Here is a 15,667-nt window from a genome sequence, read left to right on the forward strand (position 1 = left end):
GACGATCTCCCGCGAAACCGCGATCAACGTTACCCTGGCCCTGATCCTGCTGGCGATGCCCTTTTTGGCGCTCCAGCTCGGCAAGCCTTTCTATGTAACGCTGGCCACCCGCATGGCGATCCTGGGTCTTGCCGCGGTTGGGCTCAACCTGGCGCTTGGCCTGGGCGGGCTGGTCTCGTTCGGTCATGCCGCCTTCTTCGGCGTCGGCGGCTACGCGGCAGGCATTCTCGCCAGCCACGCCTTTGCCGGCCAACCGCTCAATTTTGGCCTGTTCACCCTGCCGGGCACCAACCAGATGCTGGTGGTCTGGTTGGTGGCGGTTCTCGCGGGCGGGCTGCTGGCGGCCGCCATCGGCGTGATCAGCCTGCGCACCTCCGGCGTATACTTCATAATGATCACGTTGGCCTTCGCACAGATGACCTACTATTTCGCGATCTCCTGGCCCGCCTATGGCGGCGAGGATGGACTGTCGATCACTATCCGCAATGTGGTGCCGGGCATAAACACGCTCATACCGATCAACTATTTCCTCGTCTGCTACGCTTTGCTTCTGACGGCGCTCCTGATCTTCGCGCTGATCAGGGGGTCGCGCTTCGGCGCCGCGCTCCAGGCATCCCGCCAGAACGAACTGCGCGTTGCGTCGATCGGCATCGCGCCGTTTCGGGTAAGGCTCGTCACCTTCATCATCTCCGGCACGATCACGGCGCTCTCCGGGGCGCTTTATGCCGACCTCAACCGCTTCGTGAGCCCGTCGATGCTGTCCTGGCACATGTCGGGCGAACTCATCATCATCGTCGTTCTCGGGGGCGTCGGCCGGCTGTGGGGACCGGTGGCGGGCGCGATGCTGTTCGTGGTGTTCGAATTCGTCCTCGGCGGGCTGACCGAACGCTGGCAGTTCTTCCTCGGCCTCGCTCTCCTGGCCGTCGTGCTGTTCGTCCGTGGCGGACTCATCGGATTTCTCGCGGGGAGAATGCGTCATGGCTGATGCCGTCCTCGCCGTCCGCAACCTGTGCAAGAGCTTCGGCGCGTTGAAGGCCACCGAGAATGTGAGCCTCGACCTGAAGCCGGGCGAGATCCATGCATTGATCGGCCCCAACGGAGCGGGCAAGTCGACCCTTATCCATCAGATCGCAGGCACGCTGGCACCCGACAGCGGCGACATCGACTTTCTCGGCCGGCCGGTCGGCCATCTCGGCGTTGTCGAACGCGCCCGGATGGGATTGGGACGATCCTTCCAGGTCTCGTCGCTGGCGCCGGAATTCTCCGCTCTGCGCAACGTCATGCTCGCCGTGCAGTCGCGACAGGGCTCGTCCTTCCGCTTCTTCCGGCCGGTGATGGGCGATGCGTCGCTCATCGAGCCCGCAATGGCGTCGCTCGAGCGGGTTGGGCTGGCGACGCGCGCACGCGTTCCGGCCGCCGAGCTTTCGCACGGCGAGCGGCGCCAGCTCGAGATCGCCATCGCGCTGGCGCTCGGCTCGCAAGCTTTCCTGCTCGATGAGCCGATGGCGGGCATGGGGCCGGAAGGCTCGCGCTCGCTGACGGGCTTTCTCGACAGGCTGCGCGAGGAAGCGCCGATCCTTCTGGTCGAGCACGACATGGATGCGGTCTTCGCGCTTGCCGACCGGGTCTCCGTTCTCGTCTACGGGCGCATCATCGCTTCCGGCACGGTCGATCAGGTCCGTACCGATCCGGAAGTGCGGCGCGCGTATCTGGGAGATCCGGCATGAGCCTCCTCGAGATCGCCGGACTGGAAACCTTCTACGGTGCGAGCCAGGCTCTGTTCGGTGTCGAGCTCGACGTCGCCGAGGGCGAGGTCGTGGCGCTGATGGGCCGTAACGGCATGGGCAAGACGACCACGATCCGTTCGATCCTGGCGCTCAATCCGGCGCGATCCGGAACAATCCATTTCGCCGGACGGGAGACCCAGGCGATGCGTCCGCACCGCATTGCGCGGCTCGGCATCGGGCTGGTGCCGGAGGGGCGGCGCTGCTTTCCCAACCTCACCGTCGCGGAAAATCTCTCAGCGGCCGCGCGCCCCGGCCGCTGGTCGCTTGCGCAGATCAACGGACTGTTTCCGCGGCTCGCCGAACGGCGCGACCAGATGGCGCGGACGCTTTCCGGCGGTGAGCAGCAGATGCTGGCGATCGGCCGCGCACTGATGACCAATCCGCGCCTGCTTATCCTCGATGAAGCGACCGAGGGACTGGCGCCGGTGATCCGTCACGACATCTGGACGGTCATCCGTACGCTCAAGGCGGAAGGGCAATCGATCCTGATCGTCGACAAGACGCTTGCCGAATTGCTGCCATCCGCCGACCGCTGTTTCGTGCTCGAAAAGGGAACGACGGTTTGGACCGGCCGTCCCGCCGACCTCACGCCTGAACTGCAGGATCGCTACCTCGGCGTCTGACAGCCCATGGATGCGCAGCCGGGAGGGCTCTCATGGTGGCATCGAACAAGAAATTGCGTCGTGTATGTCACACTGGCAGATCCTGCCTCGTCATCGGGTCGGAACCAACAGTAGGAGACGAACCATGACTGCCAAGCTTGACCTCTTCGCTGCCGCCCCTTCACTCATGAAGAGCTGGGCCGGCACATCGATGGCGATCGCTTCCAGCCTCGAGCCCAGTCTTATCGAACTCGTGAAGATCCGTGCCTCCCAGATCAATGGCTGCGCGAACTGCATCAATATGCACACTGTTGAAGCGCGCGCGAAAGGAGAGACCGAACAGCGCATCTACCTGCTGTCGGCCTGGCGCGAGGCCCCTTGCTATACGGACCGCGAACGCGCCGCGCTCGGTTGGACCGAGGCCCTGACGCGGCTCTCCGAGAGACATAGGCAGGAAAGTGCCTATGAAGCCCTGAAGGCTCAGTTCACCGACGAGGAGCAAGTCAAGCTCACATTGATGATCAATGTCATCAATGGCTGGAACCGCCTTGCGGTCGGCTTCGGCTTATGGGTCGATCCGGCGGCAGCAAACTCCGCTGCCAAGGCGGCCGCCTGATGGCAGGCCTCAGAGATGAGGATGCAGCGGCGAGTTTCGCCCCGCTGCGTCCAAAGCTCATGCGCGTCGCCTACCGCATGCTGGGCTCCGTGGCTGACGCAGAGGACGTTGTACAGGAGGCCTTCATTCGCTGGATGAAGGCCGACCGCAGCGAGGTGCGTGAGCCCGAGGCATTCCTGCGCCGTACTGTCACGCGGCTCTGCCTCGATCAGCTCAAATCAGCGCGCCGCCAGCGAGAGACTTATGTCGGCCCCTGGCTGCCGGATCCCGTCCTGGAAGAGGAGGAAGAGGAAGACGTGACCTTGCCGTTGATGCTTGCACTGGAGCGCCTTTCTCCGCTCGAGCGGGCGGCCTTCTTGCTGCACGATGTGTTCGGGTTAGAATTCGAGGAAGTCGCGGCAACCATCCAGCGTGATCCGGCTGCCTGCCGCCAGCTTGCAGCGCGCGCACGCACCCATGTCCGAGAGACGAGGCCTCGCTTCCAGGTGGAAAAACAACGTAGCCTCGAGCTTGCCAAGGCTTTCTTCAACGCCTCTCGCAGCGGCGACATGAGGGCGTTTGGTGCGATGTTGGCGGCCGATGTCAGCATCCATGCCGACGGCGGCGGCAAGCGTTCCGCAGCCATGCAGCCGATCTTCGGCTTTGATGCCGTCATGAAGGTGCATGAAAATCTCGCGGCTCAGTTCCAGAAGCATGGCTCGAAACTTGTTCGTGCCGGATTCGTCAACGGATTGCCCGGTTTCATCACGCTGGAGGCTGATGGTGAACTCCAGACAACCGCGCTCGAAATCGAGGACGGAAAGGTTGCAGCGATCTATGTGGTTCGGAACCCCGACAAGCTGAGGCATCTGCATTAGGGGGCAACGGCCTGCTCTGGAGGCGAGGCGTTTTACCAAGCCGCACCCGCCCGGCTTGGCAACCCTGGCCAGCTATCGCCCGGTCGGGTGCTCGCGTCGCAGCCCGCAGAGCCTGACCGCCGCATTGCTGGTAGGCTCGCATCTCATAAATCGCTTTGACACACACGCGTCGCTTCACGGGCTGACTTCTGCTACAGGTCATAGACCCATTCGGCCGGCACGAAGCGATAGGCTTGGCCGTCGCGCGCGACATGTCCGAAGCCGGGAAATGGCAAATGCATCCCGGCGATCAGCATCCGGTCGGCAGTGACCCGGTCGAATGTCCGCTTGCGCGTTTCGGCTGCCAGTTTAGGATCGATATCGAACGCAATGCTCCAGTCCGGGCGGGCGAACTGATAGGTCGCCATATGCACGACATCGCCCCAGATGAACAGTGCGTCGCCGTCCGATTCGACGATGAAGCCGGCATGACCGGGGGTGTGGCCGGGCAACGGCACGGTGCGGATCGAGCCGACCGCCTCGCGCTCGCCGTCCACCTGCCGCAGGCGGTCCGCATAAGCGGCGGCAGCCTGGCGTGCCACGATAAAGAACGGCTTCGCCTCGTCCGGCGCCTGGTTCATGTTCGCGTCGTCGTGCCAGAAGGCGTAGTCGGTGGTGGGGACGACGAGCTCGGCATTGGGAAATAGCGCGTCGCCGGCGGAGGTCAGCACGCCGTTGATATGGTCGGGATGCATATGGGTGATCAGCAAGGTGTCAACCTGGTCGGGAGCAACGCCGCCAGCCTGCAAAGCCGCGGGAAGACGGCCGAGCGCCGGGCCGCTGCCGTCCGACATACCGGCGTCGATGAGCACCAGCCGGTCGCCGAGATTGACGAGATAGGCATTGACGGGGGTGCGACGCGGTCCGGGCTTGTTGAAGCTGGCCTCCGCCAGACGTTGCGCCTCGCCGTCGACGAGCCCGACGAAAAGCTCCGATTTAATGTCGATATAGCCGTCCAGCAGCGCCGTGACCTCGATCGAACCCACCTTGCGGCGCAGCGCGCCAATGGTGGGGGCATCAGCCAGTGGCGCGCGGGCCAGTGCCGGAACGGAGGCGCCGGCTAGAAGAGCGCCGCCGGCCAGACCGGCACTGGCGAGAAAATGACGGCGGGAAAGCGTCATGGCATTATCTCCGGTTGGGGATCGAAGTAGCTCCGGGACAGAGCAAGATGAGTCTACTTCGTAGGTTCAGCTTTTTGAACTTGCCGGCTTCTTATATCGGCTATTACTCTTGCTTATTAATCACGACAGGGAGCTGCCATCATGGACCGCCTGACCGAGCTGACCAGCTTCATACGCGCCTCCGAGACCGGCAGCTTCTCGGCGGCGGCACGCGAGCTGGGCTTGAGCCAGCCGGCCGTCAGCCAGCAGATCCGCGCGCTGGAAAAGCGCCTCGGCGTCCGGCTCTTTGACCGTACGACCCGGTATGTTTCTCAGACAGAAGCCGGACGACGCTATCTGGAGCGTGCCCGCGACATCATCGAGCGCATCGAGGAGGCGGACCGCAGCGTCGGCTGCCTCGAATCGAAGATGTGCGGACGTCTTGCTGTCGGCGCGCCGGCTAGCTTCGGCGCCGGTGTGCTCGGCAACTACCTGATCGAGTTCAAGCGCGCCTATCCGGAACTAACACTCGACGTGGCGCTGACAGACAGTTTCGTCGACGTGATCGCAGAAAGGCTCGACGTCGTGATCCGCATGGGGACCATCGGTGACGACCGGCTGATCGTGCGCAAGCTCGGGGTGATGGAGCGACGCCTCGCGGCAACGCCGGCCTATCTCGACCGGATGGGCCGGCCGCGGCGCCCAGAGGATCTTGCCGAGCATGACTACCTGCTTTACGCCCACATCGCGACGCGGGAGATCGTTCCGCTCACCGGCCCAGGCGGAGAAAAGGCCGAGGTGCGGATCCGGCCGACCATATGTTCCAACAATTCGCTCCTTAACCAGCAGGCAATGCTGTCTGGCCTCGGCATCGGCCTCGGGCACAAGGTGATACTCGACCCGCTCGTCGCCCAGGAGCAGCTCGAGTATGTGCTACCAGATTGGCACTACGCACCGCACCACGTGCATGCGGTCTATCCGTCGAACCGCTTCATTCCATTGAAGGTCAGGCGGTTCGTTGACGGCTTCACCGAGCATCTCGCCGCGATGGGTGCGTTCATCAGTGAGGCGGGCCCTGGCTTAGCGGCGACGCAGGCGAGAGCCTCAGCCTGACCGATCCTACCCCAAGGGCCGCTTGGGCTTAACGCGCAGCATCGCGTCATTACCGACGACGGCACCCCGCCGGCCTTGCAGTGCGCCGGTACACATCCACCGCCTTCGGCAAGCGCCTTCTGGAAATCGCGCACTTCGCCTTCCTGAAATTGGCCGGGCACGATCGGGATGTGAACGCAGTCCATGCCCAGCTGATTCCATTACCAACATGGCATAATGCTGCGTTTCCGGCCCCACTCCGCCACGACAGCCGGGATTTTGCCTCAAGTGAGCCCGAGCCGGACAAGATGGCGCACGACCGGTGAGAACATTTCCTGACCGATGTAAGCTCCGGTGTTCGCGTTTTCGAAGAGTGGTTCGGCGACGGCCGCGTCATCGACCACGGGAATACCCGCCTGGCGTGCTTGCGCCATCATCTCGTCGGCCGCTCGGCCCTGGCCCTTGCCGACGACCGTCGGCACCGGTGTTTCACCCTTGACGTAACGCAACGCCACTACGCGGTCGCCAGACGCGAAGACGATGACGGCATTTTTTACGCCCAGCTTCGCGGGTTGCATCACGGCCTCACGCCGCTGTCGCTGCTGTTCCTGCCGGATCATTGGGTCTCCTTCGAGATCCTTGTGTTCACGCTTGTATTCGGTTGTCGTCATACGCATGTCGCGCAGGAACAGCCAGCGCTGGACAGGAACGTCGATCACGCCGATAACGACAAACGCCAGCGCGGCGGCAATTCCAAGTGGTGTCAGCACCGCCTTGATAATTGGCTCCAGGCATGACTGACCGCATCCTGGAGCATCGAAGAGCGGCTGCAGCCACGCAGCCAAAATGAATACGAAGAGGCTTGCCAGCAACACCACCTTGGCCAGGCCCTTGGTGAACTCGATGACGTTGCGGAGCGACAGGATCTTCTGAAGGCCCTTCGCAGGGTTTATGTGATCGAACTGCGGCTTGAGCGGCTCAAACGAGAAGACTGGCCCGAACGTTCCCAGCATGCCAAAGGCCACGGTCAGGACGACAACGATCCCGACTAGCGGTAATGTGGCAAGCATCAGCAATGAGAACGAATGGCGGATGGCCCGCAGGCTGACTTCCCCGAACGAACCGCCGGGGACCGTGACGGTCTGCACGAGTTCCGAAAGATGCTCGACGAGCATCGGCCAGGCAAAAAAGAGATAGGCAAGCGCTGCAAAAAGACTGAAGCCGGAGACCAGGTCGCGGCTCTGCGAAACCTGGCCTTTCCGGCGGGCGTCACGAAGCTTCTTGTCGGACGCCGGGAGGTTTTTTTCCTCAGCTTCTTCGGCCATGTTGCAATCTTATCGCACTGTTGTGGTTCCAGTCGGCCAATGCCGTGTGTAAGGTGCGGCGGGCTTGAATACGGAGAGGTGTATATGCGGCTGCATGTCGTATTCTTGCCTGTCATCGCCATGCTGGCGGTGGCCGGTTGCCAGACGACCAAAACCGACGCCGAGCAGGCAAAGGCACAAGGCCCGTCGTCGCAATCGGAGCGTCTGATCAAGCTTGCGGACGATATAAATGCGCAGGGAGATAGTGACACCGCAATCGCGCTCTACCAGCGCGCGGCAGCGATGCCGGACGCCAAGCCGAGCGCCTTCGTCAAGGCGGGCGAGGCCTACATGCGAGCGGGCTATCCCGCCGAGGCCGCCAGAGCCTATCAGGCCGCGCTCGCAAAAGCTCCCAATGACGGGGGGGCAATGCTCGGGCTTGGCTCGGCGATGATAGAAACGGGTGATATCGATGCCGGCATGCGCGCGCTCGCGCAGGCAGCGCCGCTGGTCAATACTAGCAGCGCCTACAATCGGTTGGGCGTGGCGCAGACGTTCGCGGGCCAGACGGGGGAGGCGCAGACTACCTTTGCTCAGGCGTTGAAGCTCGCGCCTGGGGATCTCGACGTCGAGACCAACATGGCGCTTGCAGCAGCGCTCGAAGGCAATTCCACCACAGCACTCCCGCTGGCCCAGAAGATTTCCGCCGCACCTCATGCGCAGTTGCATCACAAGCGCAATGTCGTGGTGGTCTACGGACTTCTCGGCCAGGCCGATCAGGTCAGGGCCTCGCCGCCGATCGGCCTTGCGACCAAGGAGATGGATACCTTGCTTGCGCGTGCCAGAATCATCCGGTCGAAGGGTAGCACACAGGCCAGGGCGAAAGCGCTCGGCTCTATCCTCGGCTAGTGCATCGGACCGGAAAGCGCAAAGCCGATTTGGGTCGAGCCCCACGCGAAAACAACCGGATAAAGCAGCGCTCCGCGGGCAAGGCCGCATCGGCTCACTCGACCGGCGTTGTTTGCGGCGTCAGCGGCCCGCTATTGGCTCCACCCATGGGAGCTTCTTCGCCATTGAGGTAGCGCCGAGCGGCATTTGCAGTCGGCGCGGCGGCCGCCGACCCCATGCGCCGGCCCTCGACGAGGTCACGCTGGCTTTCGGCCATGCGTTGAAGATTGTAGGCGTTGGCGCAGCCGGACGGCAGGTGAGAGCCGACGCCGGAGACGATCGTCAGATCTGTCGCGGCGGCAGAGTTGTCGTCATCGGCCGGTTCGTTCAGACATGCATTGGGAGCAAGGACGGAACCGCCGACGCCCTTCTCGGAGCCACCGGTGTCGGTCGAAACATAGCTGTAGCCGGGAGAATATTCCTGCGGCTGTTGCGGGCTGTTCACGCAGCCGGCCAGAAGCAGCACCGGAGGAACAGAGCACAAAACCATGCGAAATGTCATGTTCGGTTCCCCACTACTTGATGATCAGGCCCATCGCCGACGCGTCATTGGCGCGCTTGCGGCTGTGGCGCTTGGCTGCCGGACGATCGAGCGGTGTAGCGAGGCTGTCGCGTACCGGCTCGACCAGATAAGGCGTGATCAGGATCACCAGTTCCGTCTCTTCGCGCTGGAACCGCTGTGACTGGAAAAGCGGGCCAAGCACCGGCACATCGCCGAGAACTGGAAACTTTTCCAGATTACGTGAGGTCCGCTGCTGGAAAAGACCGGCGATCGCAAAGGTCTGGCCGCTCGCCACTTCGACCGTGGTGTCAGCTTTGCGCACGACGAAACTCGGCATGGCGAAACCGTTGGCGCTTACGGAGCCTGCTTCCGACAAGGAGCTGACCTCCGGCTGGACATGGAGCGCAATGCGATTGCGGCCGATCAGCGTAGGAGTGAACCCGAGGGATACCCCGAAGGGCTTGTATTGAACGGTGACGACGTCAGTTCCTTGCGGTATCGGAACCGGAATTTCGCCGCCGGCAAGAAAGCTTGCGGTCTGACCGGTCATCGCTGTCAGGTTCGGTTCGGCCAGTATCTTGACGACGCCATTGCGTTGCAGCGCTTCGATGAGAATGTCGAAGTTGATGCCGTGCGTCTGATCCATGTTCAAACCGAAATTCCCGGTGTCGGAGGGCACGCCGTTGTCCTGGAACATGTTGAATTCGAAGCCGCCGCTCCTGTATCCGACAGACCAATCGACGCCGTAGGACTGCAGATCCGTGCGTGAGACTTCGGCGAAGCGGACTCGGATGTTGACCTGCTGCGACCCCTGCACGGTCGTGTTGTTCAGCGGCGGCTGTTCCGGCGGCGAGAACGTTCGGGCGACATTGTCGATATCCGTGGCCTCATCGACGCCTCGTGCCTCACCTGTCGCAACAATGCGGGTCCCGAAAATCGAGAGATTTGTTGCCGAGTTCGGCTGCATTGCGCGCATTGCTTCATTGGCAGGCGTGACATCGGGGGTGACGCGGAACTGCGCCGTTGCCTCGATCCGCTCATCGCCTGTGACTGCAATGAGGTTGGTCAGGCCGGGTTTTAGGCCGAAGACATAGACCATCCCCGGCGACACGACCTGAAGGTCTGCGATCGTGGTATCCGCGATCAGGACGGATTCGACGGGTTCATTGAACCGCAGCAGGCGTCCTTGCCCGACCGGCAGGTCGACCGTTGGCTCGCTCGGCAAGGGCGACACGTTCTGTGCCATCGCGTCGGCAAGTGTGAACAAAAACGCCAGCAAGAAGCCGACAATGGCGATAGCGAGCCAGCGCATATCCTTCCGCCCGGCGAAAGCGGCGGATCGAACGCCTGCTGCGGTATCGTGGATTGTCATGCCGTTCCCCTCCTGAGCATGTAGATTCCCCAACTGTCCCAATCCGCTCGGCTGGCATCATGAGATTGCCTCTTGTCCGGCTTTTGCCTCAGTCGATGGCAGCGACTGGGAGACGTTGCGTGCGCCACCTTTGCCCGAGCGGCCAGCAATCGTGGCCAACGGCTGGACGTTGAATTCTTGTGCGAGTTCCTGGAAGGACAGAACCGGAAGTTCAATGGCGTTATGCGTGAGCAGGCTTCGCATATGACGGCGTACATCCATCGCCGCGAGGACGACCGGTGAGACATCGGTGGAGTTCTGCGACAGGGCGCGTTCGATTTCGGTGACCAAAGCCTGTGCATCACCATCCGAAAGATTCAGGAATGTACCGGTCGATCTGGTTTGCACCGCGTTTCGCAGGATATCCTCAGCCGAGCGCTGGAGAACATAGGCTGCGATGATGTTGTTACGGTCAGCGGAGCGGAAGCTGATCTGGCGTTTCAAGGACGTGCGGATATATTCCGTAAGCAGGACGACGTCCTGTTCGCGTTGACCCCATTCGATCAACGCTTCGAGGATCAGGCGCAGGTTGCGGATCGGCACGTTTTCGTCGACAAGTCGCCGGAGCACTTCCGCGATCTTCTGCAGCGGCACGATCTCCTGCGCCTGTCTAACCAGATCCGCATAATCCGGCTCCATGTCCGACAGGAGCCTGCGTGTCTCCTGGATCCCGACGAAATGGCCGGAGTAGAGCCGAAGTGCATTCTCGGCCCATTTGGCCGCTGTTTCCATCGGTGTGGAGAAGACGAAGCCGGCTTCTTGCAAAGCCGATATGTGGCGATCATCGACCCACATGAATTTGCGCTGACCGACAATCGGAGAACCTTTTTCGTAAGTCACATCAAGCAGATCGAGATGTGTTGGGTCTGCTTCGACAAGAACGCGGTCAGCCGGGATTTCGGTATCCAGGATGGGTGCACCCTCCAGATCGATGCGCATGCTTCTCGGTGAAAGCATCTGGTCGACCTGCAGGCCGATAGCCGGAACGTCGACACCGAGATCGCCGAAGAGTTCGCGGCGCACGCCATCGGCGAGCGCGGCGAATTCGGGTTCCGGGATAGACCGTCCGAGTTCGGTTCCGAAGCGTACGACGATACGGGATGAAGAAGGCAATGTTCCGATGGACGTTGCCGAAAGCGACGCGGGATTTCCCGGTTGTTCGCTCATGGCGATCTGGCCGATGTCTTTGGGCTCGGATTCCCGGGCGGTGCGGCGATTGATTGCATAGGCTCCCGCTCCGAAGCAGGCACCAAGGATCAGGAACACAATGGACGGAAAGCCCGGCACTATGGCAAGGCCGACCATGATCACCGCTGCGAGTGCGAGCGCACGGGAGTCCCGTAGCAACTGGCTGGTTATTTGCCTGCCAAGGTCGCTCGTGCCGTCCGCGCTGCCGACGCGCGTCACCATCGTTCCGGCGGCCACAGCGACGAGCAGTGCCGGTATCTGCGCGACCAGCCCGTCACCCACAGTGAGCAGTGAGTAGGTGGCGGCGGCGTCCCCCAGCGACATATCGTGCTGCAGCGTTCCGATCGCGAAACCACCGATCAGGTTGACCAGAATGATTACAATGCCGGCGATGACGTCGCCCTTGACGAATTTCATGGCGCCGTCCATCGCGCCGAACAACTGGCTCTCACGCTCGAGCTGCTGGCGCAGGCGGCGTGCCTCCGCCTGATCGATGTCTCCGTTGCGCAACTCGGCGTCGATACTCATCTGCTTGCCCGGCAGCGCATCGAGTGTGAAGCGCGCGGCCACTTCAGCAACGCGTTCCGCACCTCGCGCAACCACGATGAACTGCGCGACGGTGATGATCAGGAAGATGACGAGTCCCACCGCAATACTGCCGCCAACGACGAAAGTACCGAAGGCGGAAACGATCTCGCCTGCGTCGGCCTGGAGCAGGATCAGTCGCGTGGTTGTGATCGTGATCGCCAGCCTGAACAAGGTAGCGATGAGGATGACCGATGGCAGCGAGGAGAACTGGAGCGGATGAGAAACGTAAAACGAGGCCAGCAGGATGAGCACGCTGACGGCGATATTGGCGGTGATGAGAATGTCGACGAGAAAGGTCGGCAATGGAATGAGCATCATCACCACTGCGACCAGCATCAGGACGGCAATGACCAGATCGCTGCGGCGTGACAGCTTGGCAAGGAAGTGCAGAAGTCGCTCCGACACCGTCATTTGGCGGCTCGCTGCGACAGGAAACTCCGCAAGGCATTGTGCGCCTCGGCCTTGCGGCCGGCCACAAGCAACGCGCGGCTTTTCAGCAACGCTAGCGTGGGGTGGTCCATTCCCTCCAACGTCTCCAGCCTGGCAATCGTGGCAAGCGCTTTGTCCGCTTCGCCATCGAGTATGAGCAGATGCGCTAATGTCCGCAGGACGCCGGCATTTCCCGGCGAAAGCTGGGCAGCGATAAGCAGGTATGCCGCGCCCCGCTTTGCCTGCCCATGACACCCGTAGAGATAACCCAAGACATGCAGCAGATGCACTGTGTCACGCGGATCGGTCAGGTTTCGATTCCTTCCTGTATCCGGTCAAGCAGATCGCGATGACGCTCGATTTCATCCTCCATCAGCGTTCTGGCAAGTGTCTTGAGTTGCTCGCCACCCTCGAGATCGGCAACCAGATGCGTTACAAAATGCTGGAGGATAGGTACGGAGCGACGCAGGATGGCCGGCTCGGGAATACCGGGCATGACGAAGTTGATGAGTGCCTCGTCGAGTGATTCGCCGGTCGTATCTCGAGAGGGCTGGAATTCAGCGTTTTGTGGCTTTTCCGTGCCAGCGGCTGATGTCGTCCCCTGAGCACGGCTTGCGGCCTTGTCGACACCATTCATCCGCCGCCGGTTGATTGCCTGACCGCGCACGCCTGCCGCCTGCCGCACCTCGCGGCCGGGTGTTTCCATCCTCGCCGTATCGAATCGCGGCCCTTCAAGCCGACGATTCACGGATATTTCAGCGCGACCGTGGCGCCGCCCTTCGTCAGGAGAAGTTCCGTCTCGCCTATGCGCTCGATGGTCCAGCCGTCATTGGTGAACGCACCTTCATGATAGCGTGCGCCGTCGGCGGCGATGACATAGGGCCGCTCTCCATACCAGATCGCCTGCAGCGTCAGGCGCGGAGCCTGCTCGGCGCTGCCGATCATGACATTGGAAACGAGGGGGATGTGCGCACCGAACGCCTGGTCGAACCAGGATTGCGTTTCGGTCCAGACACCACTCTTGCCATTGGGGATCATACCCGAGACCACGAGCCGTCCAGGTGATCGTTGAACAGTCAATGTGCTGATGCCGGATTGCTCGAGGCGCAGCTTGAGCTGGCTTTCCGCGTCGGCGGCACTGTGTATTTGTGTTGGCGATGAATCGCCCAGGACGCCTTCTCCTGCCTCGCCAGCGAAGGCCACTCTGATCGGTTCACCGTCTTGAGAGGATATTTTTTTGCCAATGTCGGGCTTGGCGAAAGAGAACCCATTCGCAGCGATGGAAACAGCGAATACAGCAAAGAGAACACTGCCTGCAACCAGGAGGGGGCGATCGGAAACAGACCAGCGAGTCTGCGGTCGTTCCCGGTTGACCAGCCGGATATGGGCATCGGCGATACTTATCGTGAGCGGCAGCCTGCAGCGGCTGCCTTGGCCTACATGGATGATCTCGCCGGTGGCGAGTGTGACATCGCCGCCGACGGCTTCGATTTCAATTTGGCTGCCCTTGCGCCGTAATCTTGCGTGGACCGGCGCGATACCGGCATCCCTGAGGACAATGTCCGACTCTGTGCTGGAGCCAACCGTATACAAAGACTCGACCAGACTGAGTTCAGCGCCGGCGTGAAATCCGTGAGTTACGCTGAGCGCAATGGAATGTCCGGATGCCGGGGAGCGGGCGATAATCGATCGGAGCCGGCGCGCGGGCGCCACATCCCAGTACCTGCCGATAGAATTAGCGGTCATGCCACTTCATCTCCCGCCGATGACCATTTCAGACGCAACCTGACGACGGCTGCAAAACATTCCTGCCGTGAGAGTACGCCGCCGAGTGCTTGCGGCGGCGCATGGCTTCGAGAAACCCGCCTTAGGCTTTTTCAGCCGATTGGCCGAGCGTCCTCGCGGTGCTCATCAGCATGTCATGTTGGGATTTCGCGATTTCTTTTGTGATCTCGAGGCCAAACATGCGCTCCTGATGCTTGATCATTTTGTCCAGGTTCTGTTCCGGCGACCCGGCAGAGCCGGATGTAATGGGAGGGGTAGCAGCCATCATTGTCTCCTTGAGGGACCATTCAAGTTACAAACTCCGGAATCACGGCGATGCGATCCGGCAGGTTGCGAAAGCAGCTTAAGGCAGCCTGATCGAAAATGAAAGTCCACTTGGAATATATGAACCACTTCAGTTCCAACTGTTGCATTGCCGACATTGGGGGAGTAACCTGCCATCGGGGTGAATGGGGTATTTCAGAATGGAAAAAGGTCCGTTGGCGGAGCTGTTGGTCGAACGGTTCGAGAATATGCCGCCACAACTGCGGGTCGCTGCGCGTTTTGTGCTCGATCATCCTAAGGATGTCGCGCTGATGTCCATGCGCGAGCAGGCGCACCAGGCCGGCGTTTCGCACAGCACGATGATGCGGTTGGCGCGATGGCTTGGCCTTGAAGGCTATGAGGATATGCGCAGCCTTTATGCGAAAGCGATGCGCGAACCGGGTAGCCTGTCCGGCGCGTCCGCACGCTTGGTGGAGACGCAGCTGGCCGGCGACGGCGGCTTCTCGACCGTAGGCGTCGTTGCCGATGCGGTTGCTGCCCAGATTGCCAGTCTCGGCGAATACGGCAACGCCATCCAGTTCATCGCAGCGGCGAATGTCCTCGCCGGCTCACGCAAGCTATTCAGCCTCGGCCTGCGGTCGGAGCAGGCCGTCGCGCAGCATTTCGCGCACACGCTTTCATTCCTGGGCCGCGAGGTGAGACTTCTGGATGCCTCCGGCGCCATGGGTGTCGATGCCTTGCGCGGCGCCGGCGACGGCGATGCGGTGCTGGCGATAGGCCTGGCACCTTATTCCCGGACGACGATCGAAGTGGCGCGGCATGCGGCAGAACGCCGGGTAGCGGTCGTGGCGATCACGGACAGCAGCGTATCGCCACTGGCCAGGATGGCGCGCGAGAGCATGATCGTCACCACAGGCTCGCAGTCATATTTCAGGAGCATGGCGCCGGCTCTTGCCGCGACCGAAATACTGGCCGCGCTAATCGCCACCAAATGCGGCGCGAATGCCGAAGGGAAGGCGAGGGAGGTCGAAGAAGAACTCTCCGCCCTTGATGTTTATTGGAAGCCGCCCCGGTAAGCGGCCGGGGCTTCCACGGTCGGGCGCGGGGGCGTTGACGGCAGGCAGACTGGCTGAACCAGGACTGGACCGGCTCCGG

Annotated in this window: 17 protein-coding genes; 8 read left to right on the plus strand and 9 right to left on the minus strand. The window is 61.9% G+C overall.

Annotation, left to right across the window (positions count from 1 at the left end; translation table 11 throughout):
• Positions 1-4: 4 nt before the first annotated feature.
• The 5 genes from AC0NID_RS11875 (at position 5) to AC0NID_RS11895 (ending at position 3,862) form a co-directional block, all read left to right on the plus strand.
• Positions 5-985, plus strand: coding sequence for a branched-chain amino acid ABC transporter permease (locus AC0NID_RS11875; protein WP_473454848.1), 981 nt, complete (start codon positions 5-7; stop codon positions 983-985).
• The gene (locus AC0NID_RS11880; protein ID WP_145716764.1) at positions 978-1,727 is read left to right on the plus strand and encodes an ABC transporter ATP-binding protein; all 750 of its coding nucleotides are present in this window, start codon (positions 978-980) and stop codon (positions 1,725-1,727) included. The genes AC0NID_RS11875 and AC0NID_RS11880 overlap by 8 nt, the downstream gene beginning before the upstream one ends.
• Positions 1,724-2,410 (plus strand): ABC transporter ATP-binding protein, encoded by a 687-nt coding sequence (locus tag AC0NID_RS11885; RefSeq protein ID WP_473454709.1) that lies wholly within the window; start codon positions 1,724-1,726, stop codon positions 2,408-2,410. Before AC0NID_RS11880 ends, AC0NID_RS11885 begins: the two co-directional genes overlap by 4 nt.
• 124 nt (positions 2,411-2,534) lie before the next feature.
• The gene (locus AC0NID_RS11890; RefSeq protein WP_473454708.1) at positions 2,535-3,005 is read left to right on the plus strand and encodes a carboxymuconolactone decarboxylase family protein; all 471 of its coding nucleotides are present in this window, start codon (positions 2,535-2,537) and stop codon (positions 3,003-3,005) included.
• Positions 3,005-3,862 (plus strand): sigma-70 family RNA polymerase sigma factor, encoded by an 858-nt coding sequence (locus AC0NID_RS11895; protein WP_473454707.1) that lies wholly within the window; start codon positions 3,005-3,007, stop codon positions 3,860-3,862. The genes AC0NID_RS11890 and AC0NID_RS11895 overlap by 1 nt, the downstream gene beginning before the upstream one ends.
• A 191-nt stretch (positions 3,863-4,053) precedes the next feature.
• Here the strand turns inward: AC0NID_RS11895 and AC0NID_RS11900 are convergent, their stop codons facing one another.
• A complete protein-coding gene (locus tag AC0NID_RS11900; protein WP_473454706.1) occupies positions 4,054-5,022 on the minus strand; it encodes an MBL fold metallo-hydrolase in 969 nt (322 codons plus the stop codon).
• A 141-nt stretch (positions 5,023-5,163) separates the two neighbouring features.
• Here AC0NID_RS11900 and AC0NID_RS11905 point away from each other — a divergent pair, with 141 nt between their 5' ends.
• On the plus strand, positions 5,164-6,114 hold the full coding sequence (locus tag AC0NID_RS11905; protein WP_473454705.1) for a LysR family transcriptional regulator: 951 nt from the start codon (positions 5,164-5,166) through the stop codon (positions 6,112-6,114).
• Between the two features lie 263 nt (positions 6,115-6,377).
• Here AC0NID_RS11905 and AC0NID_RS11910 read toward each other — a convergent pair whose 3' ends face one another.
• Entirely contained in the window at positions 6,378-7,418 is a 1,041-nt protein-coding gene (locus AC0NID_RS11910) for an EscU/YscU/HrcU family type III secretion system export apparatus switch protein (protein WP_473454704.1), read from the minus strand.
• Positions 7,419-7,502: 84 nt separating this feature from the next.
• Between AC0NID_RS11910 and AC0NID_RS11915 the strand changes: the two genes are divergently transcribed.
• On the plus strand, positions 7,503-8,306 hold the full coding sequence (locus AC0NID_RS11915; RefSeq protein ID WP_473454703.1) for a tetratricopeptide repeat protein: 804 nt from the start codon (positions 7,503-7,505) through the stop codon (positions 8,304-8,306).
• 94 nt (positions 8,307-8,400) lie between these two features.
• Here the strand turns inward: AC0NID_RS11915 and AC0NID_RS11920 are convergent, their stop codons facing one another.
• The 7 genes from AC0NID_RS11920 to AC0NID_RS11950 form a co-directional block, all read right to left on the minus strand.
• Positions 8,401-8,847: a hypothetical protein gene (locus tag AC0NID_RS11920; protein WP_473454702.1), complete on the minus strand. Its 447-nt coding sequence runs from the start codon at positions 8,845-8,847 to the stop codon at positions 8,401-8,403.
• Positions 8,848-8,860: 13 nt separating this feature from the next.
• Positions 8,861-10,219, minus strand: a complete 1,359-nt coding sequence (locus AC0NID_RS11925; protein ID WP_473454701.1) for a type II and III secretion system protein family protein — start codon at positions 10,217-10,219, stop codon at positions 8,861-8,863.
• A gap of 57 nt (positions 10,220-10,276) precedes the next feature.
• Complete coding sequence (gene sctV / locus AC0NID_RS11930; protein WP_473454700.1) at positions 10,277-12,445, minus strand: type III secretion system export apparatus subunit SctV; 2,169 nt, start codon at positions 12,443-12,445, stop codon at positions 10,277-10,279.
• Entirely contained in the window at positions 12,442-12,753 is a 312-nt protein-coding gene (locus AC0NID_RS11935; protein ID WP_473454699.1) for a tetratricopeptide repeat protein, read from the minus strand. Before AC0NID_RS11935 ends, sctV begins: the two co-directional genes overlap by 4 nt.
• A 17-nt stretch (positions 12,754-12,770) precedes the next feature.
• On the minus strand, positions 12,771-13,169 hold the full coding sequence (locus AC0NID_RS11940) for a hypothetical protein (protein WP_473454698.1): 399 nt from the start codon (positions 13,167-13,169) through the stop codon (positions 12,771-12,773).
• A 38-nt stretch (positions 13,170-13,207) separates the two neighbouring features.
• Positions 13,208-14,209 carry a SctD/MshK family protein gene (locus tag AC0NID_RS11945; RefSeq protein WP_473454697.1) on the minus strand — a complete coding sequence of 334 codons (1,002 nt, stop codon included), beginning with the start codon at positions 14,207-14,209 and terminating at the stop codon, positions 13,208-13,210.
• 121 nt (positions 14,210-14,330) lie between these two features.
• A complete protein-coding gene (locus tag AC0NID_RS11950) occupies positions 14,331-14,513 on the minus strand; it encodes a hypothetical protein (RefSeq protein WP_126092905.1) in 183 nt (60 codons plus the stop codon).
• A 214-nt stretch (positions 14,514-14,727) separates the two neighbouring features.
• On the opposite strand from AC0NID_RS11950, the gene AC0NID_RS11955 reads away from it, so the two are divergent.
• Entirely contained in the window at positions 14,728-15,588 is an 861-nt protein-coding gene (locus AC0NID_RS11955) for a MurR/RpiR family transcriptional regulator (RefSeq protein WP_473454696.1), read from the plus strand.
• The last annotated feature ends 79 nt before the right edge of the window (positions 15,589-15,667 follow it).

The organism is Mesorhizobium sp. WSM4821, from assembly GCF_055901555.1.

Bases quoted from the DNA above. Each gene is read 5' to 3' on its own strand.
- AC0NID_RS11880 (WP_145716764.1), top strand. From the start codon at position 978: ATGGCTGATGCCGTCCTCGCCGTCCGCAACCTGTGCAAGAGCTTCGGC.
- AC0NID_RS11885 (WP_473454709.1), top strand. From the start codon at position 1,724: ATGAGCCTCCTCGAGATCGCCGGACTGGAAACCTTCTACGGTGCGAGC.
- AC0NID_RS11890 (WP_473454708.1), top strand. From the start codon at position 2,535: ATGACTGCCAAGCTTGACCTCTTCGCTGCCGCCCCTTCACTCATGAAG.
- AC0NID_RS11895 (WP_473454707.1), top strand. From the start codon at position 3,005: ATGGCAGGCCTCAGAGATGAGGATGCAGCGGCGAGTTTCGCCCCGCTG.
- AC0NID_RS11900 (WP_473454706.1), bottom strand. From the start codon at position 5,022: ATGACGCTTTCCCGCCGTCATTTTCTCGCCAGTGCCGGTCTGGCCGGC.
- AC0NID_RS11905 (WP_473454705.1), top strand. From the start codon at position 5,164: ATGGACCGCCTGACCGAGCTGACCAGCTTCATACGCGCCTCCGAGACC.
- AC0NID_RS11910 (WP_473454704.1), bottom strand. From the start codon at position 7,418: ATGGCCGAAGAAGCTGAGGAAAAAAACCTCCCGGCGTCCGACAAGAAG.
- AC0NID_RS11915 (WP_473454703.1), top strand. From the start codon at position 7,503: ATGCGGCTGCATGTCGTATTCTTGCCTGTCATCGCCATGCTGGCGGTG.
- AC0NID_RS11920 (WP_473454702.1), bottom strand. From the start codon at position 8,847: ATGACATTTCGCATGGTTTTGTGCTCTGTTCCTCCGGTGCTGCTTCTG.
- AC0NID_RS11925 (WP_473454701.1), bottom strand. From the start codon at position 10,219: ATGACAATCCACGATACCGCAGCAGGCGTTCGATCCGCCGCTTTCGCC.
- sctV (WP_473454700.1), bottom strand. From the start codon at position 12,445: ATGACGGTGTCGGAGCGACTTCTGCACTTCCTTGCCAAGCTGTCACGC.
- AC0NID_RS11940 (WP_473454698.1), bottom strand. From the start codon at position 13,169: ATGGAAACACCCGGCCGCGAGGTGCGGCAGGCGGCAGGCGTGCGCGGT.
- AC0NID_RS11945 (WP_473454697.1), bottom strand. From the start codon at position 14,209: ATGACCGCTAATTCTATCGGCAGGTACTGGGATGTGGCGCCCGCGCGC.
- AC0NID_RS11950 (WP_126092905.1), bottom strand. From the start codon at position 14,513: ATGGCTGCTACCCCTCCCATTACATCCGGCTCTGCCGGGTCGCCGGAA.